This window comes from Acinetobacter sp. YH16044 (genome assembly GCF_013417145.1).
Lineage (GTDB): Bacteria > Pseudomonadota > Gammaproteobacteria > Pseudomonadales > Moraxellaceae > Acinetobacter > Acinetobacter amyesii.
The window spans coordinates 15,703-36,909 of sequence record NZ_VPEK01000002.1 but is presented as its reverse complement, the minus strand read 5'-3'; the positions used below and the strand labels follow the sequence as shown (position 1 = coordinate 36,909).

Below are 21,207 nucleotides of genomic sequence, written 5' to 3'. Positions count from 1 at the left end.
CTGTGCTGATTTTTTTCAAGGGATTTTTATAAAAAAATTATATTTTTTGAATTTTTGTACCTTAAGTGATTTTAAAAGCAAAGTGATAATTCACATTTTAACGTTACTTTGCAGAAAAACTGACAAGCTTTCACTGGATTAAACATGTTATACATAAAGCAAAATGAGATTGCCTTACTGAAAATTAAAAAGGAATATAGATGATTGATCTCTACTATTGGGGTACACCCAATGGACATAAAATTACCATCGCTTTAGAAGAAATGGGTTTGGAATACCAAATTTTTCCGATTAATATCTTGGAAAATGATCAATTTCAGCCAGACTTTTTGAGAATTTCTCCGAACAATAAAATCCCTGCAATCGTGGATCAGAATGGCCCACGAGGAGAGTCGATTTCAGTTTTTGAGTCTGGTGCGATTCTGCAATATCTTGGACGTAAAACAGGTTTGTTTTATCCACAAGATGAGTTTGAGCGCGTTGAAGTTGAACAATGGTTGATGTGGCAAATGGGTGGTTTTGGGCCCATGTTAGGACAAAATCATCATTTTAGTCGTTTTGCACCTGAACGTATTCCGTATGCAACTGAACGTTATGTAAATGAATCTAAACGCTTATATAAAGTTTTGAACCATCAGTTGATTGGTCAAAAATTTGTGGCTGGAGAGTATTCGATTGCAGATATGGCTATTCTGCCTTGGGCACTGCGTCATGAATGGCAGCAAATTCAGCTGGAAGATTATCCATACGTGAAAGACTATATTGATCGACTGACGGCCCGTCCAGCGGTACAAAAAGCCTTAGCGATACAGGTTTAAAAAAAAGAGCATGGAAACATGCTCTTTTTTTTATGGAATGAATAGAAGCTTTTTCCACCAAGGTCTTTGGTTTTCTTTCAGTATCTTGAGTGAGAAGGGCTGTAAGGCAACAAAGGGGAGGCTACACCATTTTCGATATAAGGTTTGAACTTGGCACGTAAAAGTGACTGCTCAACCCGCTTATCAATGTGTGTAAGTCCAGAGCTTTTGATTAATTCAGCTTTTTGAACTTCGCCGGTGGCTAAAACATACAATTTAAAACTAAGGTCACGATTTTGATTGCCCAGATCGTCATTGTTGAAGTTAAAGATAGGTCGCTTTTGCCAAATCATTTGATCTTGTGTAATCACGTGTTGTTTGGCAACTTCAGAAGGACTTTGTGCATATAAAGCGGTCAAAATTTGTAATAACACGATAAAACTTAAGCAAAGAATTTTTTTCATAAAGTGAGTTAAAATTATTCAATATTTGCGTGGCAGATTAGAAGTCTCATGTATAAAAGTAAAGTGCGGAAAGACTCCCCTTAAGATTTTAGATAGGACGGAAGAAAATTCTAACGCTGTGTTAGAATGCGGCGCTGCCGAAAAGAACGCGTTGTTGACGGCTTAGTTGGACGATTTTGCGATGAAAGACTTTTTCTTAAATTTTACCCGTATTGTTGAAAATAACCCAAGAATCTATTGGAGTATTATTTTTGGTATTGCAGGCTGCTTAGTGCTATTTGTCGCTGAAATTGTGCATGTTCAAAATATTCTTGCAGATTTACATACCAAAGATCAAAACTTGATGCGGGCTGCGATTGAACCGATTTCTTCACAATATAAATGGTCGAGAATCGTTGTAATTGTTGCAGCAGTGCTTTGGTCAAATTTTGAATATTTGAAGTCGAAGAAAAAATTAGGTCTCTAAGCATTCGTTTCGATGTGGTCATTTTTAGTTTTATTCTTCGCGGCATTTGGGGCTGCGACCTTACTTCCTTTACAGTCCGAAGCCGTATTGCTCGGCTTGCTGACCTATAGTCAACATAATCCATGGCTGCTGATTTTGGTGGCCAGTATCGGAAATATCTTCGGTTCCTGTGTAAATTGGTGGCTCGGTTTAAAAATAGAACATTATAAAAATAAAACATGGTTTCCCGTGTCAGAGCTGAAAATGCAGCAGGCACAGGGTATTTATCACAAATATGGTTATTGGTCTTTGCTACTGAGTTGGCTGCCGATTATTGGAGACCCAATTACTTTAATCGCGGGTTTAATGAAAGAAAACTTCTGGCGATTTTTCACACTGGTCAGTATCGCCAAAATTGGACGTTATCTGTTTATCTACGGGCTATTTTTTCAATTACATTGAATATTTTTCAGCTGAATGCGCTCTTTAAATTGAATTTTAAAGATCTGATAAAACTTACGTGGCGCTTCGATTTTTGCCAGTTCAAATTTCTTTAATAGCAAGCGGGCAATTGGATCACTTGGACTTTGTATTAAACGAATATCGGAAATTTGGTTCTTACGATCTACGCTAAAACTAAAATCTATGCTGAATTGTTTTGCTTCAGATTCCGTCATCGGCAGCTTCATTGCGGGGACGTCTTTGTATTGAAATGTTCTATGTTGGCCAGACTGTTGGAGCTGCAAGCCCTCGGGCTCAAAATCAGCCCAGCAGGTTTTGATGGGCTTTCTTTTTGGTGTTTTACGTGTCGATGAATAGTCATCAGCATTAAATTCAAATGGCTGCGTCGCTCGGAAGGGATAGCTGATGCCCGATTCTATATAAGGCCTGAAGCGTGCCTTTTTTACCGCGTTAATGACCATATCATCCAAATCTGGCAAGCCTGAACTGGTGATGATTTTGACTGCGGTAATGTTGCCCGAGTTGTCTGCATCAATTGCGACATTGACAAATCTAGGGCGTCCTTCCAGATCTCCTGGCTCAAATTTAACTTTGGGTGCGCGCATCCAGCTGACAGGTCTGTCTTGCAATATTTTTACTTCGCTGGCGGGCGCAGTCTCAGCGGCAGCATACTGCGTGCACATCACTGTGCTTGCACAGAGCATTAGACCTATTGCTGTATATTGTTTCAACATAGTCATTCCATCAGTGCGCGGCACGCCAATTCATTATTTTAATGCCGCTAAAAATTGAGATTATGAGCAGCCATTCACTTTAAATTGAATTTCATCTTTAAAGTTCGACTTTTTATAGATCCAAAGGGTGCTCGCAGTACGTTTAACCGAGATCTGACTATTTCTTAGTGCTTCAACGACTTTCTGATCGAGTGCATAAATGCCAGAGCCTTGCTTGATCTTGACCTTTTTTACTTGTCCGTGTTTATCCACTTTAAAGTTAAATTTGACTTTACGATCATGCTGTTTCAACTCATGACTAGTGAGATCTAATTTTGGTTGAGATACATATTGGAATGGCGTTTTCTTATCTGCACTTTGTGCATTCCAAACTTTTGAATCAAAGTTGAAATCACATTCAGGTGTATTGCTTTTAACTCTCAAATTAAACGCTTGATAGCCAATAATGGCTTTGGCTTCACCATTTTCTAAATGTGGTTTGACTTTAGCTTTTTTGACAGCAGAAATTAAGATTCGGTCGAGTTGATCGACACCTGTACTTTCTTCAACACTTGCATCGGTAATTGTACCTTTTGCATTCGCTGTGACACGAATAATGGCCGCGCGGTCACGTTGCTTGAGGTCTTCATTGGCATATACTGGTTTTGGAAAAACCGACCAATTTAAACGCGTGGTTAAATGCGCAGGAGCAACTTCAATATTCTGTGCCGGAAGTTGATGGGTTTTGGTTGAAGCACTAAACGCTGTAGAAAATGGAGCGCAGGCCAAAAGGGTTAAGCACAGATATTGTTTCATAAGTCTATTCTAAGATCACAATGTGAGTGATGAATGCGTCGATATTGCTGCGCAGTATTTCCTGTATTGGAAATACTGGCAAGGTTTAAATGGAAAATATGCCATTATTTTTTTGACTGATGGGTAATGTCGATCCCAAACAAGTCACGGGTTTTTGCCCAGCTGATTGCAACAACAGCCATGGTCATACAACCACCAAAAAGTGTCGCCATGATCGTGCCCATGTATTTTGCTGCAAGTCCCGATTCAAAAGCTCCAAGTTCATTACTGCTAGAAACAAACATGCCATTCACCGCAGCAACACGACCTCGCATATTTTCAGGTGGATAAAGTTGCAAAATGGTCTGACGAACCACCACAGACACGCTGTCACATGCCCCAGTCATTGCCAGTGCAAAGAGTGATAACCAAAGATTGCTTGAAAATGCGAATAAAATGGTAAATACACCAAAACCCGCTACAGCCAATAACATATTACGCCATGCATGATGAGTTGGAGGGAATTTGGTCAATGCAATCATAGTGATCAGGGCGCCAATAGACGGTGCTGCCCGTAAGTAGCCTAAACCTTCAGGCCCCTCTTTTAAAATATCTTCGGCAAAAATCGGTAAGAGGGCAATCACGCCACCAAAAAGCACAGAAACTAAATCGAGTGAAATCGCCCAAAGGACAATTTTGGTTTTCCAGATAAATCGAAAACCTTCACTTAAACTATCTTTTAAATTGTCAGATTCAATTTTAGGAAAACTGCGTTTATTGAGTAGGTTAATGAGAACGAAGCAGACCGTTAGTAGCGCCGCAACACTGAGTAAGCTGGTTTCACGGCCTAAAAATGCCAACATAAAACCGCCAAGCATTGGCCCAATAATCACCCCACTTTGCCAACCAATCGTTGTCCATGTTGCACCATTGGCATAGAGCTCCCGCGGGATTAAAAAAGGTTTAAGCGACGTTGCCGAGGGATTATAGAAACCACGGATCGTTCCAAGCCCAAAAATGACCGCATAAATTCCCCAAGACAGTTGGGTGACATCAATTTGGCCGAGACCATATTGGTGAAATAACCCCCAAAGAATTAGTGGCATCGGTACAGAAAAAAACAGACAAATTTTCATAATGGTCTGTTTATTGAAACGATCTGCAAAGTATCCTCCCCACAAAGAGAGAGCAATAAAAGGAATTGCTTCAGCTAAACCAATTAAGCCCAGTGTTAGCGGGTCTTTAGTGATTTGATACAGTGAGTAAGCAACAATAATTTCTTGAATCAAAATGGCTAAGGTCAGACAAAATTGATTAAGCGTAACAATCGAGAAATCCCGATAACGTAGGGCTGCAAAAGCATCCTGTGCAGGTTTCATAATGGACATTAATAGTTGGCGTGCCGACATTATATAAGCCTTATTGGGCATCGCTTATAAAATCATCGGAAAATCTATATCAGAAAATTAATTAAGTTCGATATTCGGTAGAAAGATTCGCTTTTGTTTTGAGCAAAGATGCTTTAGAATACTCGCTCCCTTACCTGCAGGGCGTCTTTGCAATGGTGCAGACGTGCCGAACAGGTGTTCAAAAGAGGTTCTTATGCCTAAGATGAAAACTCGCCGTGGTGCAGCTAAACGCTTCAAGCCAACTGCAAACGGTTTTAAACGTCACCAAGCGTTCAAACGACACATTTTGACCAAAAAATCTGCTAAGCGTATCCGTCAATTACGCGGCTGTGTAATGGTTCACGTAAGTGACGTTGCTTCAGTTCGCCGTATGTGCCCATACATCTAAGGAGATTATAAATGGCTCGTGTTAAACGTGGTGTACAGGCTCATCGCCGTCATAAAAAAATTCTTGCTCGTGCTAAAGGTTACTACGGCGCTCGTTCACGCGTATATCGCGTAGCGTTCCAAGCAGTAATCAAAGCAGGTCAATATGCTTACCGTGACCGTCGTCAAAAGAAACGTCAATTCCGTGCTCTATGGATTGCGCGTATCAATGCTGGTGCTCGTCAAAATGGTTTGTCGTACAGCCGTATGATCGCTGGCTTGAAAAAAGCTCAAGTGATTATCGACCGTCGCGTACTTGCTGACATCGCTATGCATGACGCAGTTGCGTTTGCTGCTTTAGCTTCTAAAGCTAAAGATGCATTAGCTGCATAAGTCTTTATGACTTAAAAAAAGACCGCTTTTAGCGGTCTTTTTTTTATGGACGAATTTGATTAGACATCTTATTTTTTCGACCATATGGCTAAAAACACAATGATGCCAATTGTGATTGCGGCAAATTTTATAAACTCAAATTGTTTAAAAAGTAAATAAAAGCCATAAAGTAAAGCGAATAGCATGGCAAAAATTAAAACTAAAGAAAAAAATGCAACCCATGGTTTTTCAGGCTCTTTATCTGTTGAAGTGTTGGTGGCGGAAAGAGCTTGATCAGATGTTGCCTTGAAATAATTAACTTTGGGGTATTTTTTCTGTAGTTGTTTGAGTAAAGCTTTCTCTTCATCATTGACTAAATTTTCGTGCTTGAAATGATTGGCTGTATAGCACGTGACATCTACATGGTGTTCTGACAGTTTGTACTCATAATCCAATAGTTGTGCATATTCTTCGGTTGTAAATAAATGGATCGGTGAACTTTCGTTTTTTACATGTTTTAAATTTTTGATAGCAGCTTCGATTGAATTGAGCATTTTAAGCAGACTTAATCCAACTTGAGGTGAAGCTTGATGATTCTCCAAAAGAAGAGGGAGTGAATCATCCTGAAGGTCATAATAATACAAATTATGGATCAGTTTAAATTGAGGCTGAGTGTGGGTAGAAAACGGATGTTCAAATAAATCCAGTTGAATGCTATTTACTAAACTGCTCCAACTCGATTTTTTATCAAAGCAAAAGCATTCGTTCCGCTGTTGTTGATTGAGCTCAATCAATGTAAACAGCCCGAATGCGTCATGAAATTGTGTGGAACTTGCACCCCAAAACTCCCGAGGATCACCAATAGGGCTGATATCTAAAATTTTCGTTTCAGATTGGATTTGAACCAGTGCAAAGGCTTGATTTAAATTGTTGTGGAAAACAGCAAGAGGGTAGTTGGTTTTTACAAAGTCAAAATGAGGATGTTGATTAAGTTTTGCATGCTCAAAAAGAAGATCAAATGGATAAAGTGAGCATGTTCTAATCCGCTTTTCAGCCATATACATGATCAAATGATCAATTGAGTCATGTAGTAATGCATTGGTTTTAAAATCGCGAATCAAGAAAATGTCGCAAGCTTGGCCGCACCATGGGTGCAAAATCTCGTCATAGTAAATTTTCTGGTTAAAAAAGCGTTGAGCGTTATATTGCAAACCAAGAATAAATTGCTCGTAATGATCTAGCATAATGAATCATTTTTTTATTTTTCAATTGTAAGTTATCTTAGCTTGAATTTGATTCAAAAGGTAACGGCCTGGTGCGCAAACAGTATCACTTCCGCCAAGTAGGTGATGATACGTATATTTGGGATGTACATCGTTTAGTAAAACTCAGTCAAAATTTTAAGATTCAGCAAATCCCTGTAAATGACATTCAAGAGTTAAATGAAGCATATTGGTTTCCAAAATCTGTACCGACCACACAGCAAATTATTGAACATCTGCAATTGGTAAATGATGCAGACTTAAGTTATCCCATTATTTTATGTGCCAGTGGTCGAGTGATGGATGGGATGCATCGAGTCGCGAAAGCCTGCATTTCTAATCAGTCAGATATATTAGCCGTTCAATTTGAACAAACCCCAAAGCCTGATTTTATCAATATCGATGCAGATCTTTTGGATTATCGTAAAGAATAAAAGTTAACCTACAGATCCAATGCTGTTATCTTGGAGTAGATTCACCAGACTCAAGTAGATCATCATGACAATGAAAAGAATAAACGTAGTCGGTACATCAGCCACTGGAAAATCAACCTTTTCCAGAGCTTTGGCGGAAAAATTAAGGTTACATTATATTGAACTGGATAACCTATTTTGGCTGGATGATTGGCAGGAGTGTCCTGACGAAATCTTTTTTGCACGTATCGAAGCTGAAATTGCCAAAGCAAAAAATGGTTATGTTATTGATGGCAACTATACTCGGGCGATTCCGGTGAAATGGTCGGAAATAGATACGGTGATATGGTTAGACCTTCCGTTTCCAGTCAATTTATACCGCTCTGTAAAGCGCGCATTTTCTCGGGCTAAGTCCAAACAAGATCTTTGGCCAGATTCAAATAATCAGGAAAGTTTATGGCGGATGTTTGGTCGAGATTCCATTGTCTGGTGGATGATTAAGACCCATAAAAAGAATCGTGAAAAATATCTACAGATGATGAATGCACCTGAATATCAACATATTCAATGGATTCGTTTAAAGTCTGCAAATGCAGTTGATGCATTTTTAGAACAATTGGACTCTTATGTTTTTGATGTTTAAGTTTTGATGTTTTATCAATAAAAAGTGCAGTTAAGTTACAGAAATAATCTTTATACCGCGCTTTGCGACATGCCTAATGTATGGATAGAAAAGAACAAAAGGAAAATAAAATGTTGGCTGAAATAGTTGGTATGGGTCAAGGTAGCATTACTGTAGAGCTCGAAATGATTCCCCGCAAAGGTGAGGCAGTCAAAATCATGTATGGTGCAGACGCAGAGCTTGAGGGGGAAGTAGTCTCTGTCAGTCATTATATTAATCAACATGCCGATCAGCATCGCGTTCGATTAGAAATTCGTCCGTTTAATTATTTAACGACCTCATAATTTTGAGGTCTTTCATACATAAGCATGTTCATAAAAAAGCCCTTCCATGAGAAGGGCTTTTTAGTGTTGATCACATTTATACAGTTAAAGTCCGAAGTAATAAGCCAATAAGCAAATCACTACCGTAATAATAATTAAGGTAATCACTCCACCTGCACCGGGTTTATGGGTTGGATTTGGCGTGTGTGCATGCTGAGGATTTGATTTTCTTTGCTCAGTTTTAAATCCATCCAGAGGAGAGCTTTCGACCACAGGAGTTAAACGTGCAGTTTTATAGTGATTGGCGACTTTTACAATAAATTTAGCCGTTAAATCTTCAGTTTTTTGAGCAAAATGGCGTAAATTTAACTGTTCTTCAGGTGTATAGATGCTGCCATCTGCATGATAGGGATGCTGAATTTTAGACTGTATATGGCGGTTTAATGCATCTAAGCGATGTAAGCTGTCATGTGCGAAATCTGCTTGTGTATCCGTTGGCAAGAGTGCGAGTTTTGCGGATTCATTTGATTCGCTGCTTAGATCGGGCTGCGTACCATAATAAGGTGTGCCTAACACCTCCGGCTCAATAAAACCTTCCGCAGGTTTTTGTAAAAATAATTCTGCTTCAGTGAAGTTATGAATATCATCCCATTTTGGTAACTGCATATCCGCTTCAATGCGTTTAATGAGTTTATGGTTCAGCTCATAGCGCCAAAAAGTTTCGCGACGTATTTGTAGTTGTTGGGATACAGGTGCTTCATAGTCATTTTCTGCGTTATACCACTCGGCAAGTTCTTTACCAAAAATCCATGCCTGCTTTTTATTTTGTTCGTGGCTCACAATAAAATGGGCAAAGGGAAGAAGTTCAACGTTAGCATTCGGATTTTGTTCATCATTTAGCAAGCTAGAGCTATGTAAGCTTAAGCGTTGTACCCCGTGTTTTTTTAAGCCTTCTAGCCAAATTTGGAAATGTTGAGCCAATAAATGCTGTGATAGCAAATCACGAAAATGGAAACTGTGCTGATCAAAAATGTGGTGATTCAACCAACGTTGAAAACTCAAACCTTGGTTGAGAAATTCATTGCCATAAGTGACGAGTGTGAGCTGTTGTTTCCAGATTGGATCGAGTGCCATAAAGATTGGATCCCATTGATATTGTGTTTATCTTATACTTTTTTTAAAACTTGATGCTAATGCAATTTTAACTTGTGAATGCGCTTCATCATAACGGCTAAAAACTGTTAGAATAAGGGGTTTATATTATTTTTTTAAATTGTTGCTTTGAGAGTTACTATGTCACTGGAAGCCCTGACCACTGAAGCGCTCGCTGCGATTGCAGCAGCAGAGGACCTTGCTACACTCGACCAAGTGCGAGTGCAATTTACAGGGAAGAAAAGCCAGCTCGCGGAACAATCGAAGTCGCTCGGTAAAATGGACCCAGAAGAACGTAAAGTTTTTGGTGCTCAAATTCATGCCGTTCGTGAATCGATTACTGGCGCACTGACTGCTCGTCAAGCTGAATTACAAAAAGCTGCATTAGAACAAAAGCTTGCTAGCGAAACGATTGATATTACTTTACCCGGCCGTGGTCAAACGGTGGGTAGTATTCACCCTGTGACCCAAGTTCAAGAACGTATTTGCCAATTTTTTACCAAAGCTGGCTTTACTGTTGCGACTGGTCCAGAAGTTGAAGATGATTATCACAACTTTGAAGCATTGAACATTCCGGGTCATCATCCTGCACGTGCGATGCACGACACTTTCTATTTTGATGCGAATCATTTACTTCGTACGCATACCTCAGGCGTGCAAATTCGTACGATGGAAAATCAGCAGCCTCCAATCCGTATTGTGTGTCCTGGTCGTGTTTATCGCTGTGACTCGGACCAAACGCATTCGCCAATGTTCCATCAAATCGAAGGTTTGTATGTGGCTGAAAACACCAGCTTTGCAGAACTAAAAGGTTTGTTGGTTAACTTGTTAAATGAATTCTTTGAAAAAGATTTGAAAGTACGTTTCCGTCCATCTTATTTCCCATTTACAGAGCCAAGTGCGGAAGTGGATATCATGGATGAACGTGGTAAATGGTTGGAAGTTTTGGGCTGCGGTATGGTGCATCCAAACGTTTTACAAGCCGCTGGCATCGACCCAGAAAAATACAAAGGCTTTGCCTTCGGTTTAGGTGTAGAGCGTTTTGCCATGTTGCGTTACGGCATTAATGACCTGCGTATGTTCTACCAAAATGATGTGCGTTTCTTACGCCAATTTGCTTAAACAGTTTTATACCTCTCCCTAACCTCTCCTAAAAGGAGAGGGGGTGTTCATCATGACTTAGGGTTCGTCCTCTTTCTTTAAAGGGGCGCTAGAGGGGATTAGAAATTTAGAATTAATAGGTTTTTATACAATGAAAATTAGCGAAAATTGGTTGCGTACATGGGTTAACCCAGCCATTGATAGCGATACACTTTCTGACCAACTGACCATGTTAGGTTTAGAAGTTGATGATTTATCTCCTGCTGCAAAACCATTTACTGGTGTAGTAGTCGGTGAAGTTTTAACAGTGGTTCAACATCCCGATGCTGACCGTTTACGTGTCACTACTGTAAACATCGGTTCAGGCGAGCCGTTACAAATCGTTTGTGGAGCTCCAAACGTACGTGTAGGCATGAAAGCTCCTGTAGCAACCATTGGTGCAGTACTTCCGGGCGATTTCAAAATTAAAAAAGGCAAGCTTCGTGGTGTTGAATCACAAGGCATGCTGTGCGGTGCGTCTGAAATTGATCTTGAAGATAAAATCGACGGTCTATTAGAGCTTCCTGCCGATGCACCTGTTGGTGTAAATGTGCGTGAATATTTAGATCTTGATGACAATGTGATTGATATCAGCATCACGCCAAACCGTGGTGACTGCTTCAGTATTCGTGGTATTGCACGTGAAATTGGTGTGATTAATCAACTCCCTGTGACTGCCCCTGAAATTAAAGAAGTTGCTGCAACAATTACTGATGAGAAGAAAGTTGTTGTTGAAACTGATGGTTGCCCACGTTACTTAGGTCGAGTGATCAAAAACGTCAATACCAAAGCACCAACTCCTGAGTGGATGGAGCGTGCATTAGCTCGTGCAGGCATTCGTCAGCACAGTATTTTGGTCGATATTACCAACTACGTTTTAATGGAATTGGGTCAACCTTTACATGCATTCGATGGCGGTAAAGTTGAAGGGGCAGTTCGTGTACGCCAAGCAACAGCAGCAGAAAAGTTAACGTTGTTGAATGAACAAGAAGTTAAATTATCTGAAAACGTGATGGTGATTGCGGATGATCAAAAAGCCTTGGCGATTGCAGGGATCATGGGCGGTCTAAGTTCAGCCGTTTCTGACGATACCACTGAAATTTTCCTTGAGTCGGCGTTCTTTGATCAACTCTATATCGCAGGTCGTGCACGTAGTTTTGGTTTGCATACCGATGCATCTCAGCGTTATGAACGCGGTGTAGACTTTGAATTGCCGATGACTGCAATGCATCGTGCTTCTCAGCTTATTGCTGATTTAGCTGGTGGTGAGTTTGGTCCAATTACTGTTGCTGAAAAAGTAGAGTTATTACCAAAACGTGAAGCCATTGAACTGAACCAAGCGCAAGTTGATCAACTGCTCGGTTATAAAGTTGAATCTGCATTTATTACGGATGCTTTAACGCGTTTGGGTTGCAATGTTACTGTGAAAGCAGAAGGTGAGTGGACTGTTTTACCACCATCACATCGTTTTGACATGGCGATTTATCAAGACCTCATCGAAGAAGTAGCACGTATTCACGGTTACGACAATATTCAAATTAGCTTGCCGGTGATTGATGTCAAACTAGCGAAATACCAAGACCAATTTGAATTGGTTCAGTTACGTCAAACTGCAGTGGCTTTGGGTTATCAAGAAGCGATTAGCTTTAGCTTTGCAGATGCGAAACTAGAGAAACAATTGAATCCACAGGTTCAACCACTAGCGCTTGCAAACCCGATTTCTAGCGACCTTGCAGTGATGCGTTCAACCTTATTATCAAGTTTGATCCCATGTGTGCAATACAACGTGAACCGTCAACAAAACCGTGTGCGTTTCTATGAGCTTGGTCTACGTTTTGATTATCAAGGTGCGAACAGCATTCATGATCTTAAACAGATCCCAACATTTGCACTGGTTGCAACAGGTTCGCGTACGACTGAATCTTGGCATGGTAAAGCACAGCCAATGGATTTCTTTGACTTTAAAGGCGATGTAGAAGAGATTTTAAATTCTGCACGTTTAAATGTTGAATATGTACGTTCAGAGCGTACGTGGTTGCATCCAGGTCAATCTGCTGAAATCTTAGTCAATGGTCAATCAATTGGTTACTTCGGTCGTTTACACCCATCTTTAGAAGATGAGTTGGATTTGGCGACAACTTGGGTTGCTGAGTTGGATCAATCGGCTGTTTTGCAAACTTATGTATCTAATTTTACAGAATTATCACGTTTTCCGTCGGTTCGACGTGATATTGCGCTTTTAATTAGTGATAAGATTAATGTTAGTGAAATTCAGCAACTTATCGAAAAAACCGGCGGTGAGCTTTTAGACGCAGTTTGGTTATTCGATGTGTACACTGGTCAAGGTGTCGAAGAAGGCAAGCGCTCATTGGCATTTGCAATTCAATGGCAACATCCAACACGTACATTAGAAGATGCTGAAATCAAAACCGGTATGGATAACATACTTCAGGTGTTGGAAAACACTTACCAGGCGACATTGAGGGCTTCATGACAGCATTAACAAAAGCAGAAATGGCTGATCATTTAAGTGAGCTCACGAGTTTAAACCGTCGTGAAGCAAAACAAATGGTCGAGTTATTCTTCGATGAGATTAGCCAAGCGCTAATCTCTGGGGAACAAGTTAAACTCTCTGGTTTCGGTAACTTCGAGTTGCGTGATAAACGTCAACGCCCAGGCCGTAACCCGAAAACGGGTGAAGAAATTCCGATTTCTGCCCGTCGTGTAGTGACCTTCCGTGCGGGACAAAAATTCCGTCAACGTGTTGGAAATGAGCAGATCGATTGATCTGCTTTTTTTTGCCTTTGATTTAGGAGGCGCAGTGTTCATCATCTATCGCACAAGTCATGTTGAAGAATATTCGATTTAAGGTGAGACGATATAGTTGAGTTGAGTTGAGTTGAGTTGAGTTGAGTTGTCGTAAAGATTGATTGTGGCTTTCTTTGAGCTAAATCTTCAGTTTTTATTTTTCAATAAGCATGGGTTTAGTATTTTGAATATTAGCTATTTTTTATGAACTAAGGTTTAAAGTTTGAGGCAATAAAAAAGAGAGCCAAAGGGCTCTCTTTTTGTGCTGAATAATCGGTTAGATTATTGAGCAGCAGCTTCAGAAGCAGCAGTAGTAGCTTCAGAAGCAGCAGCAGTAGCTTCAGAAGCAGCAGCAGTAGCTTCAGATGCAGCAGCAGTAGCTTCAACAGCAGCAGCGTCAGACGCAGCAACTACTTCAGAAGCAGCAGCTTCAGATGCAGCAGCAGGAGCAGCTTCTTCAGTTTTTTTAGCACAACCAACGAAAGCTAAAGTAGTAGCAACTGCAGCAGTAATAGCGATTTTTTTGAATAACATGGCATCACTCTCTAAAATATGAGATTAAAAAATAACCTGCGTTAGTCTGTTGTGTGCTTTTATTATGCCTAATTTGAATAGGTATTAAAAATGCATAGAGCAGTCTAACTGGTCTGCGTGTATGCTATCACTGAGTATTTTGAAATGCTACTAGCGACTTTGAAAAAACCGTGAAAAATAGGTGAAAAACGACCATTTTTTAACAGAAAATAACAATTAAGAGAAAGATTTATATTGGGGAAATAGCAAATAAACCACTAAAAAGAATAGGGTTTTTTAAAATATATTTTTTATAATCATCAACTTGAAAATAAGTTTACATGGAAATCCATCAAATGTTTCTTTGTGTAACTAAAGTCAACCAAATAAAAAGGCCATCGTTATAGATGGCCTTTTCAGTCAAACATTCAACTTAGTTGGATGCTTTACGTTTCATTTGATCAAAGAAATCATCATTGGTTTTGGTTTCTTTCATACGATCAAGCAAGAATTCCATCGCTGCAAGTTCGTCTTGTGTATGAAGCAATTTACGTAAAATCCAAACTTTACGGAGGTTATCTTCAGACATTAGGCGCTCTTCACGACGTGTACCTGATTTTTTGATGTTCATCGCAGGGAACACACGTTTTTCAGCAATACGACGGTCTAGGGTAATTTCTTGGTTACCTGTACCTTTGAATTCTTCGTAGATCACTTCATCCATCTTACTGCCAGTTTCAATCAACGCAGTTGAGATAATTGTCAGTGAACCACCTTCTTCAATATTACGTGCTGCACCGAAGAAACGTTTTGGACGTTCTAAAGCATGGGCATCCACACCACCAGTAAGAACTTTACCAGATGAAGGGATTACAGTGTTGTAAGCACGTGCTAAACGAGTAATTGAGTCAAGTAAAATCACTACATCTTTTTTGTGTTCTACAAGACGTTTAGCTTTTTCAATCACCATCTCTGCAACTTGTACGTGACGAGCTGGTGATTCATCGAATGTTGAAGCAACTACTTCACCACGAACAGTACGTTCCATTTCTGTTACTTCTTCAGGACGTTCGTCAATTAGAAGGACAATCAAGAAACATTCAGGATTGTTACGAACAATCGACTGAGCGATGTTTTGTAACAACATGGTTTTACCGGCTTTTGGCGGTGCAACGATAATTGAACGTTGACCTTTACCAATCGGAGCAACCAAGTCAACCACACGCGCAGTTAAGTCTTCTGTTGTACCATTACCTAATTCCATTACCAATTGTTCGGTTGGAAATAAAGGTGTTAAGTTTTCGAAAAGAATCTTATTACGTGAGTTTTCGGGTGTGTCGTAGTTAATTTGATTAACTTTTAATAATGCAAAGTAACGTTCGCCTTCTTTAGGTGGACGAATCGTACCTGTAATAGTGTCACCAGTACGAAGGTTGAAGCGACGGATTTGTGATGGGCTCACATAGATATCGTCAGGGCCGGCTAGGTAAGAACCCGCTGCAGAGCGTAAGAAACCAAAGCCGTCCGACAGAATTTCTAGAACGCCATCACCAAAAATCTCTTCGCCGTTCATTGCGTGGCGCTTTAAGATGGCGAAAATAATATCTTGCTTACGGTTACGAGCCATTCCTTCGAGGCCCATAAACTCGGCAATCTTGATGAGTTCGCCAATCGGTTTTTTCTTGAGTTCGGTTAAGTTCATAGGTGGTCAGATAGAATCTAAAATTCTGAGGTACAGGTTGGAAAAGGGAGCAACAAATGTGCCGCGATCGTGCAAGAAACGATAGCAATTGGTTTGCACAAAACAATTCAGAGATCTGATTCGTTATATGAAGAGAGATGTGAAAAACAATTCTGTTGCCGAGCGGCATTTTATGTGTTGTGTGTTGTAAGAAAATGACAGGATTTGAGATCCTTAATTTCTTGAGTAAACAATATAAGAGAGAACGCAGCATTTGTCAATTTATCAACCAAAAAAATACGCTGTGTAAAACAGCGTATTTTCGAGTGTTTTTATCGAAAAAATATTAGATGTTTTCTTCGATGAAAGCTGTCAATTTAGATTTTGGTGCTGCACCGACTTGAGTTGCTACAACTTCACCGTTTTTAAACATTAATAATGCAGGAATGTTACGGATGTTGTAGTTTACAGCTGTTTGTTCGCAAGAAGTTACGTCTACTTTAACGATTTTAACTTTGCCTTCAAACTCAGTTGAAAGTACTTCAAGTACAGGTGCAATGGCTTTACAAGGAGCACACCAACCTGCCCAGAAATCTACAAGTACAGGAGTATCAGACTCTAGTACATCGGCTTGGAAGTTTTCATCAGTTGTATTTACGATATTGCCAGACATGGATTTTGCTCCGGATTTAATTTTTAAGTTGACTCTATGCTTATAAGTATTACATAGCCAACTATAACAATGTAGGGGGTTATGTAAATTTTCGACCTGAATGGTCAGTTTGTCTAATGGATGATCACGATGCCGATGATCGTGTATGACTATCATTGCTTCAGATAAAAAATCGATAAGTTCCGCCCGAACTACTCATAAATGGCTTTTAAATTGCATGTATGTGAATTAATCTAAGCACAATTCTGAACAGGTTTTTTTGAATAATGTCTGATTTTTTGATTGATGAAGAATTACTTGCTGCTATCGATATGGGATCGAACAGCTTCCACTTGGCTATCGCACGTGTAGACCATGGTGAAGTGAAAAAAGTTGCATCAATGTCAGAAAAAGTACAGCTTGCCGCAGGTCTAGACGAAAATAAAAATTTGACCGAAGCCGCACAGCAACGAGGATTAGCCTGCCTAGCACGTTTTGTAGGGCGTTTAAATCCTGTCCAAGCCAACCGTTTACGTATTGTGGCGACCAATGCCTTGCGCCAAGCAAAAAATGGTCATGAATTTATTCAAAAAGCCGCTGAAATTTTACCGAAACCCATTGAAATCATTGCTGGTCGTGAAGAAGCCCGTCTCATTTATTTGGGAGTTTCACATACCATGGCAAACAGTGGTCGTCGTCTAGTGATTGATATTGGTGGGGGTTCTACAGAGCTGATTATTGGTGAAGAGTTTGAACCGATTCATACTGAATCCGTGCAAATGGGCTGTGTCGCTTTTACCAAAGCGTTTTTTGCCGATGGTGAAATTAACCTGAAAAGTTTTGATAAAGCGGTAAATGCTGCTCGCAAGGAAATTGCAGGTATTGCTAACACTTATAAAGCTGCGGGCTGGGATACTGTTGTCGGTTCAAGCGGTACGATCAAAGCGTGTCGTCAGATTTGTGTCAATATGGGCTGGAGTAACGATCAGGAAGAACTGACACGTGACGGTCTATTTAAACTCAAAGATAAATTGCTTAAATATAAGCATGTCAATGAAATGGAATTTGATGGTCTAAAAGAAGACCGTCGAGCAGTTTTGCCAGCCGGTATTGCCATTTTATATGCCGTCTTTGATGTGCTGAATATCGATAAATTGGTCTATTCGGATGGCGCATTACGTGAAGGCGTGATGTATGACCTCTTGGGTCGTTTCCAACATGAAGATGTTCGAGATCGTTCTGTACATGCGTTGATGGGTCGCTACAACGCAGATGTGAAACAAGCTGAGCGTGTAGTCAATACCGCGCAACAACTGTTTAATGGTGTGGCGACCGCACTGAATTTGACCAGTGATGACAGTGATTTACTGCGTCGTGCGGCATATCTGCATGAAATTGGTTTAGCGATTAGTCATAGTGGTTACCATCGTCATGGTGCCTATTTGTTGCAACATTCGGATATTCCGGGTTTCTCGCAAATTGATCAAAACCATTTGTCACATTTAGTGGCGCATCATCGTCGTAAGTTGCGCAGTGATGCACGTGTCGATGTGATGAAAGTCGGTGGTAACAAACTTGTTTACTTATGTCTATTGCTTCGTTTAGCAGTTTTATTAAATCATAGTCGCAGCGATGAGATGCTTCCTGCCATTGAATTAAGCGTGGACAATGCGCAACAATGGCAACTTAGTGTTTCTGGTGATGCCAAACAGTGGCCTTTGTTGGTTGCAGACTTGCATGATGAGCAAGTGCAATTTAAGCATTGGGATATTGAACTGAATATCCAGTCGGAACAATTTATCAATTAACAGACCAGTTAAGTTAGGGATAATGATCGACCTATGAAAAATAAAGCAGCTCAATCTAAAGCCTGGACTACGGTTCAGATCGCACGTCATCCTGAACGTCCGCAGTTTTTGGATTATGTTGGCGAAATTTTTACAGAGTTCGATGCTTTGCACGGTGACCGCCTATTTGGTGATGACGGTGCGATGATTGGTGGTTTGGCTCGTTTAGATGGTCAGCCTGTGATGATCGTAGGTCAGCACCGTGGTCGTAGTACACGTGAAAAATTACAGCATAATTTTGGTATGAGTAACCCCGAAGGTTACCGTAAAGCACAGCGTTTATTGGATATGGCCGAGCGTTTTAATCTGCCAGTCTTTACCTTTATTGATACCATGGGTGCGTACCCTGGCGTAGGTGCAGAAGAGCGTGGTCAGGCCGAAGCGATTGCAACCAGCTTAGCTCAGCTTTCTTCACTCAAAGTGCCTGTAGTGGCAACGGTATTGGGTGAAGGTGGTTCGGGTGGTGCGCTCGGTATTGGCGTGGCTGACCGTGTGATTATGCTATCTCACAGTATTTATTCAGTGATTTCACCTGAAGGCTGTGCATCTATTTTGTGGAAAACTGCAGAGAAAGCAGAACAAGCAAGTGAAGCATTGGCATTGACGGCAGATAAATTGCAGAAGATGGGCATTGTGGAATACGTGGTGGACGAAGCGGAAGGCGCACATTTAAACCCTGAAAAAGTCATGCAGGATTTGAAAGTGGTCTTGAAGCAAGCTCTAGAAGAACTGCAACCAATGGATGCAAACGAACGATGCGAAGCGCGTTATCAGCGTTTAATGAAGTTTGGCAGCGACAATTTAGGGCTGACTGCTTAAGTCAAATTCAGGCGCTGCCTGAACAAAGCCGATTTTTAATAGGATGTAGTGGTGGCATGGATTCCATGTTGCTGCTGCATCTTATGCCGTTTTTGTGCCCTGAAAAAATACGGGTAATTTATATTGATCACCAACTACAAGAGAGTAGTCACGCTTGGGGGGAGTTTGTACGTGCTCAGTGTGCAGCGCTGAATCTTCCATTCATCATACAAAAAGTTCAGGTTGCGCAAGGTAACCTTGAAAATCAAGCACGCTCGGCCCGCTATCAAGCCTTTGCCCAACATTTACAAGCAGATGAAATATTGGTACTCGCGCATCATCAGCAAGATCAAGCCGAGACACTGATGTTGCGGCTACTTTCAGGTGCGGGTGTCCATGGCCTTGCTGCCATGAAAAAATTCGATGTACGTGAAGATTTTGCTTTATGGCGTCCGCTATTGGATCTTTCACGTGAGCAAATTTGCCAATGGGCAGCACAACTGCATGTGCAAAATATTCAAGATCTCACTAATTTTGATACCGACTATGACCGCGCGTGGAGTCGTGAAATTCTATGGCCTGTACTCAGTGGTCGATTTCCTAAAATGCAGCAAGCCCTGAGTCGAACCAGTTATTTGATGCAAGATGCTGATGAAATTTTACACGAGGTGTTGCAACAAGATTTGGCAGCCTGTGGTTCATCGCAAACTTTATCTTTAGTGGTTTTACAACAGCTCAGTCTGGCACGTCAGCGTCAGTTGTTATCGCACTGGATGAAAGGTGAGGGGCAATATCGTCCAAGCTTTGAAATGGTACAGCGTTTAGTTTCAGAAGTGATTAACTCACGCGAAGACTCGCAAGCGGCACTACACTGGAATGGATTTTATTATCTGCGCTTTCAACAGCAACTTCATCGGATTGCCAAAGCGGATTATCTGCCAGCAGAATCCATTCAAGAGGTTGAAGTTGTAACTTGTGTTGCAGGTCAGTGCCTCAAGTTGCCTGCCGGCCATTTTGTGATTCAACCCTCAGAGGTTGGCTTATCACCTGAATTATTGGGGCAGCAACTGCAGATACGCCCACGCCTTGGCGGCGAAAAAATTCATTTATATGGTCGTGTCGGAAGTTGGCCTTTGAAAAAAGCCATTCAGCAGGCGCAAATTTTTCCATGGCAGCGTCATACTATTCAAATATTAAGCCGAGATAATGTTATGCTAGGCGTCTTTACGCCTCAGGGCTTTTGGTTGGCGCAGTCTGAATTTTGTACTCAAGCTGGCTGGCAACCGACATTATCTCTTAACGCTAAATCTGCAATATCGGATCTTCAATCATGAGCGCAATTCTAAATTGTAATATCAGTTTCATTGGTGGCGGCAACATGGCACAGGCTTTAATTGGTGGCCTAATTGCACGTGGTGTCCCGACTACACGTATTACAGTTTCAGATCCCGTAGAAAAAGTACGTGAGCTTTTGGCTGAAAAAGATTTGCATGTGACCGATGATAATGTTGCGGCAATTCGAGATGCTGACATTGTTCTTTTTGCAGTTAAACCTCAGGTGTTGGCAAAAGTTTTGGCACCATTACAAGGTTTGCTAGAAGGGAAGTTGGTGATTTCAATTGTTGCAGGTGCAGAAATTGCAACGATTTCAAAACTATTAGGCACAGAGCGTATTGTTCGTGTCATGCCAAATACACCGGCTTTAGTTCAAACCGGTGCGCATGGCTTATATGCAGGTGAAGCGGTTTCGGCTGAAGATCGTGATCTTGCAAGTCAAGTTTTGGCTTCAACGGGTTTAACACTTTGGGTAAACTCAGAAGCGCAAATTGATGCGGTAACAGCAGTTTCTGGCTCAGGTCCTGCATACTTTTTCTATATGATGGAAAGTATGATCCGTGCAGGTAAAAACATGGGCTTGGATGAAAAAGTAGCTACAGCACTCACCTTGCAAACTGCATTAGGTGCCGCACAAATGGCAATTACCAGTGCTAACAGTCCTGCGGAGTTACGTAAAAATGTAACCTCTCCAAACGGTACAACACAAGCCGCGATTGAAGTGTTTGATCGTGCTCAGATTTCACAAAATATTCAGGCCGCTTTAGCCGCAGCGCAAAAGCGTAGCCAAGAGTTGGCACAAGAGTTAAGCGAAAGCACCAAATAATTCGATTTGATT

Annotated in this window: 24 protein-coding genes; 15 read left to right on the top strand and 9 right to left on the bottom strand. The window is 40.9% G+C overall.

The annotated features are described in order from the left end of the window. Positions 1-200: 200 nt before the first annotated feature. Entirely contained in the window at positions 201-818 is a 618-nt protein-coding gene (locus tag FTV38_RS01690) for a glutathione S-transferase N-terminal domain-containing protein (protein ID WP_180020979.1), read from the top strand. Positions 819-895: 77 nt separating this feature from the next. On the opposite strand, the gene FTV38_RS01685 is transcribed toward FTV38_RS01690, so the two are convergent. After that, positions 896-1,261 (bottom strand): energy transducer TonB, encoded by a 366-nt coding sequence (locus tag FTV38_RS01685; RefSeq protein ID WP_180020977.1) that lies wholly within the window; start codon positions 1,259-1,261, stop codon positions 896-898. 181 nt (positions 1,262-1,442) lie between these two features. Here FTV38_RS01685 and FTV38_RS01680 point away from each other — a divergent pair, with 181 nt between their 5' ends. Next, a complete protein-coding gene (locus FTV38_RS01680) occupies positions 1,443-1,727 on the top strand; it encodes a hypothetical protein (protein ID WP_078192639.1) in 285 nt (94 codons plus the stop codon). Positions 1,728-1,739: 12 nt separating this feature from the next. Next, positions 1,740-2,168, top strand: a complete 429-nt coding sequence (locus FTV38_RS01675) for a YqaA family protein (protein WP_180020975.1) — start codon at positions 1,740-1,742, stop codon at positions 2,166-2,168. Here the strand turns inward: FTV38_RS01675 and FTV38_RS01670 are convergent. The 3 genes from FTV38_RS01670 to FTV38_RS01660 all read right to left on the bottom strand — a co-directional run bounded on the left by FTV38_RS01670 (position 2,156) and on the right by FTV38_RS01660 (position 5,055). After that, positions 2,156-2,902: an energy transducer TonB gene (locus FTV38_RS01670; RefSeq protein ID WP_180020973.1), complete on the bottom strand. Its 747-nt coding sequence runs from the start codon at positions 2,900-2,902 to the stop codon at positions 2,156-2,158. The genes FTV38_RS01675 and FTV38_RS01670 overlap by 13 nt on opposite strands. A gap of 60 nt (positions 2,903-2,962) precedes the next feature. Continuing rightward, a complete protein-coding gene (locus FTV38_RS01665; RefSeq protein WP_180020971.1) occupies positions 2,963-3,697 on the bottom strand; it encodes an energy transducer TonB in 735 nt (244 codons plus the stop codon). Positions 3,698-3,801: 104 nt separating this feature from the next. After that, complete coding sequence (locus tag FTV38_RS01660) at positions 3,802-5,055, bottom strand: MFS transporter (RefSeq protein ID WP_180021181.1); 1,254 nt, start codon at positions 5,053-5,055, stop codon at positions 3,802-3,804. Between the two features lie 223 nt (positions 5,056-5,278). On the opposite strand from FTV38_RS01660, the gene rpmI reads away from it, so the two are divergent. Then, positions 5,279-5,473, top strand: coding sequence for a 50S ribosomal protein L35 (gene rpmI / locus FTV38_RS01655; RefSeq protein WP_065994397.1), 195 nt, complete (start codon positions 5,279-5,281; stop codon positions 5,471-5,473). An 11-nt stretch (positions 5,474-5,484) separates the two neighbouring features. Next, positions 5,485-5,844 (top strand): 50S ribosomal protein L20, encoded by a 360-nt coding sequence (gene rplT / locus FTV38_RS01650; RefSeq protein ID WP_004647525.1) that lies wholly within the window; start codon positions 5,485-5,487, stop codon positions 5,842-5,844. 68 nt (positions 5,845-5,912) lie between these two features. Here the strand turns inward: rplT and FTV38_RS01645 are convergent, their stop codons facing one another. Further along, the gene (locus FTV38_RS01645) at positions 5,913-7,067 is read right to left on the bottom strand and encodes a hypothetical protein (protein WP_180020969.1); all 1,155 of its coding nucleotides are present in this window, start codon (positions 7,065-7,067) and stop codon (positions 5,913-5,915) included. A gap of 71 nt (positions 7,068-7,138) precedes the next feature. On the opposite strand from FTV38_RS01645, the gene FTV38_RS01640 reads away from it, so the two are divergent. From FTV38_RS01640 to FTV38_RS01630, 3 genes are all read left to right on the top strand, one after another. Beyond that, complete coding sequence (locus tag FTV38_RS01640; RefSeq protein ID WP_180020967.1) at positions 7,139-7,519, top strand: hypothetical protein; 381 nt, start codon at positions 7,139-7,141, stop codon at positions 7,517-7,519. A gap of 70 nt (positions 7,520-7,589) precedes the next feature. Further along, positions 7,590-8,141 carry an adenylate kinase gene (locus tag FTV38_RS01635; protein ID WP_180020965.1) on the top strand — a complete coding sequence of 184 codons (552 nt, stop codon included), beginning with the start codon at positions 7,590-7,592 and terminating at the stop codon, positions 8,139-8,141. Between the two features lie 110 nt (positions 8,142-8,251). Then, positions 8,252-8,464 (top strand): hypothetical protein, encoded by a 213-nt coding sequence (locus FTV38_RS01630; protein ID WP_111884721.1) that lies wholly within the window; start codon positions 8,252-8,254, stop codon positions 8,462-8,464. Positions 8,465-8,548: 84 nt separating this feature from the next. Here the strand turns inward: FTV38_RS01630 and FTV38_RS01625 are convergent, their stop codons facing one another. Then, positions 8,549-9,577, bottom strand: coding sequence for a hypothetical protein (locus FTV38_RS01625; protein WP_180020963.1), 1,029 nt, complete (start codon positions 9,575-9,577; stop codon positions 8,549-8,551). A gap of 159 nt (positions 9,578-9,736) precedes the next feature. Here FTV38_RS01625 and pheS point away from each other — a divergent pair, with 159 nt between their 5' ends. The 3 genes from pheS (at position 9,737) to FTV38_RS01610 (ending at position 13,522) form a co-directional block, all read left to right on the top strand. Then, positions 9,737-10,717, top strand: a complete 981-nt coding sequence (gene pheS / locus FTV38_RS01620) for a phenylalanine--tRNA ligase subunit alpha (protein WP_078192633.1) — start codon at positions 9,737-9,739, stop codon at positions 10,715-10,717. 130 nt (positions 10,718-10,847) lie between these two features. Beyond that, positions 10,848-13,229: a phenylalanine--tRNA ligase subunit beta gene (gene pheT / locus FTV38_RS01615; RefSeq protein WP_180020962.1), complete on the top strand. Its 2,382-nt coding sequence runs from the start codon at positions 10,848-10,850 to the stop codon at positions 13,227-13,229. Beyond that, entirely contained in the window at positions 13,226-13,522 is a 297-nt protein-coding gene (locus FTV38_RS01610) for an integration host factor subunit alpha (RefSeq protein ID WP_004649746.1), read from the top strand. The genes pheT and FTV38_RS01610 overlap by 4 nt, the downstream gene beginning before the upstream one ends. 303 nt (positions 13,523-13,825) lie before the next feature. On the opposite strand, the gene FTV38_RS01605 is transcribed toward FTV38_RS01610, so the two are convergent. The 3 genes from FTV38_RS01605 to trxA all read right to left on the bottom strand — a co-directional run bounded on the left by FTV38_RS01605 (position 13,826) and on the right by trxA (position 16,410). After that, the gene (locus tag FTV38_RS01605; protein WP_180020960.1) at positions 13,826-14,077 is read right to left on the bottom strand and encodes a hypothetical protein; all 252 of its coding nucleotides are present in this window, start codon (positions 14,075-14,077) and stop codon (positions 13,826-13,828) included. 412 nt (positions 14,078-14,489) lie between these two features. Further along, positions 14,490-15,758: a transcription termination factor Rho gene (rho, locus tag FTV38_RS01600; protein WP_067731074.1), complete on the bottom strand. Its 1,269-nt coding sequence runs from the start codon at positions 15,756-15,758 to the stop codon at positions 14,490-14,492. A 325-nt stretch (positions 15,759-16,083) separates the two neighbouring features. Next, on the bottom strand, positions 16,084-16,410 hold the full coding sequence (trxA, locus tag FTV38_RS01595; RefSeq protein WP_078192629.1) for a thioredoxin: 327 nt from the start codon (positions 16,408-16,410) through the stop codon (positions 16,084-16,086). Between the two features lie 266 nt (positions 16,411-16,676). Between trxA and ppx the strand changes: the two genes are divergently transcribed. Genes ppx through proC form a run of 4 tightly spaced genes read left to right on the top strand, consistent with a single transcriptional unit; the run spans position 16,677 to position 21,195 of the window. Further along, on the top strand, positions 16,677-18,197 hold the full coding sequence (gene ppx / locus FTV38_RS01590; RefSeq protein ID WP_078189571.1) for an exopolyphosphatase: 1,521 nt from the start codon (positions 16,677-16,679) through the stop codon (positions 18,195-18,197). Positions 18,198-18,230: 33 nt separating this feature from the next. Beyond that, the gene (locus FTV38_RS01585) at positions 18,231-19,055 is read left to right on the top strand and encodes an acetyl-CoA carboxylase carboxyltransferase subunit alpha (protein ID WP_078189570.1); all 825 of its coding nucleotides are present in this window, start codon (positions 18,231-18,233) and stop codon (positions 19,053-19,055) included. Then, positions 18,992-20,368, top strand: coding sequence for a tRNA lysidine(34) synthetase TilS (tilS, locus tag FTV38_RS01580; RefSeq protein WP_180020958.1), 1,377 nt, complete (start codon positions 18,992-18,994; stop codon positions 20,366-20,368). Before FTV38_RS01585 ends, tilS begins: the two co-directional genes overlap by 64 nt. After that, entirely contained in the window at positions 20,365-21,195 is an 831-nt protein-coding gene (gene proC / locus FTV38_RS01575; RefSeq protein WP_168378486.1) for a pyrroline-5-carboxylate reductase, read from the top strand. The genes tilS and proC overlap by 4 nt, the downstream gene beginning before the upstream one ends. The last annotated feature ends 12 nt before the right edge of the window (positions 21,196-21,207 follow it).

Bases quoted from the DNA above. Each gene is read 5' to 3' on its own strand.
- tilS (WP_180020958.1), top strand. From the start codon at position 18,992: ATGCGAAGCGCGTTATCAGCGTTTAATGAAGTTTGGCAGCGACAATTT.
- ppx (WP_078189571.1), top strand. From the start codon at position 16,677: ATGTCTGATTTTTTGATTGATGAAGAATTACTTGCTGCTATCGATATG.
- FTV38_RS01645 (WP_180020969.1), bottom strand. From the start codon at position 7,067: ATGCTAGATCATTACGAGCAATTTATTCTTGGTTTGCAATATAACGCT.
- rpmI (WP_065994397.1), top strand. From the start codon at position 5,279: ATGCCTAAGATGAAAACTCGCCGTGGTGCAGCTAAACGCTTCAAGCCA.
- FTV38_RS01585 (WP_078189570.1), top strand. From the start codon at position 18,231: ATGAAAAATAAAGCAGCTCAATCTAAAGCCTGGACTACGGTTCAGATC.
- rho (WP_067731074.1), bottom strand. From the start codon at position 15,758: ATGAACTTAACCGAACTCAAGAAAAAACCGATTGGCGAACTCATCAAG.
- FTV38_RS01635 (WP_180020965.1), top strand. From the start codon at position 7,590: ATGAAAAGAATAAACGTAGTCGGTACATCAGCCACTGGAAAATCAACC.
- FTV38_RS01610 (WP_004649746.1), top strand. From the start codon at position 13,226: ATGACAGCATTAACAAAAGCAGAAATGGCTGATCATTTAAGTGAGCTC.
- trxA (WP_078192629.1), bottom strand. From the start codon at position 16,410: ATGTCTGGCAATATCGTAAATACAACTGATGAAAACTTCCAAGCCGAT.
- proC (WP_168378486.1), top strand. From the start codon at position 20,365: ATGAGCGCAATTCTAAATTGTAATATCAGTTTCATTGGTGGCGGCAAC.
- FTV38_RS01690 (WP_180020979.1), top strand. From the start codon at position 201: ATGATTGATCTCTACTATTGGGGTACACCCAATGGACATAAAATTACC.
- FTV38_RS01685 (WP_180020977.1), bottom strand. From the start codon at position 1,261: ATGAAAAAAATTCTTTGCTTAAGTTTTATCGTGTTATTACAAATTTTG.
- rplT (WP_004647525.1), top strand. From the start codon at position 5,485: ATGGCTCGTGTTAAACGTGGTGTACAGGCTCATCGCCGTCATAAAAAA.
- FTV38_RS01625 (WP_180020963.1), bottom strand. From the start codon at position 9,577: ATGGCACTCGATCCAATCTGGAAACAACAGCTCACACTCGTCACTTAT.
- pheS (WP_078192633.1), top strand. From the start codon at position 9,737: ATGTCACTGGAAGCCCTGACCACTGAAGCGCTCGCTGCGATTGCAGCA.
- FTV38_RS01605 (WP_180020960.1), bottom strand. From the start codon at position 14,077: ATGTTATTCAAAAAAATCGCTATTACTGCTGCAGTTGCTACTACTTTA.
- FTV38_RS01660 (WP_180021181.1), bottom strand. From the start codon at position 5,055: ATGAAACCTGCACAGGATGCTTTTGCAGCCCTACGTTATCGGGATTTC.
- FTV38_RS01680 (WP_078192639.1), top strand. From the start codon at position 1,443: ATGAAAGACTTTTTCTTAAATTTTACCCGTATTGTTGAAAATAACCCA.
- FTV38_RS01630 (WP_111884721.1), top strand. From the start codon at position 8,252: ATGTTGGCTGAAATAGTTGGTATGGGTCAAGGTAGCATTACTGTAGAG.
- FTV38_RS01670 (WP_180020973.1), bottom strand. From the start codon at position 2,902: ATGTTGAAACAATATACAGCAATAGGTCTAATGCTCTGTGCAAGCACA.
- pheT (WP_180020962.1), top strand. From the start codon at position 10,848: ATGAAAATTAGCGAAAATTGGTTGCGTACATGGGTTAACCCAGCCATT.
- FTV38_RS01665 (WP_180020971.1), bottom strand. From the start codon at position 3,697: ATGAAACAATATCTGTGCTTAACCCTTTTGGCCTGCGCTCCATTTTCT.
- FTV38_RS01675 (WP_180020975.1), top strand. From the start codon at position 1,740: ATGTGGTCATTTTTAGTTTTATTCTTCGCGGCATTTGGGGCTGCGACC.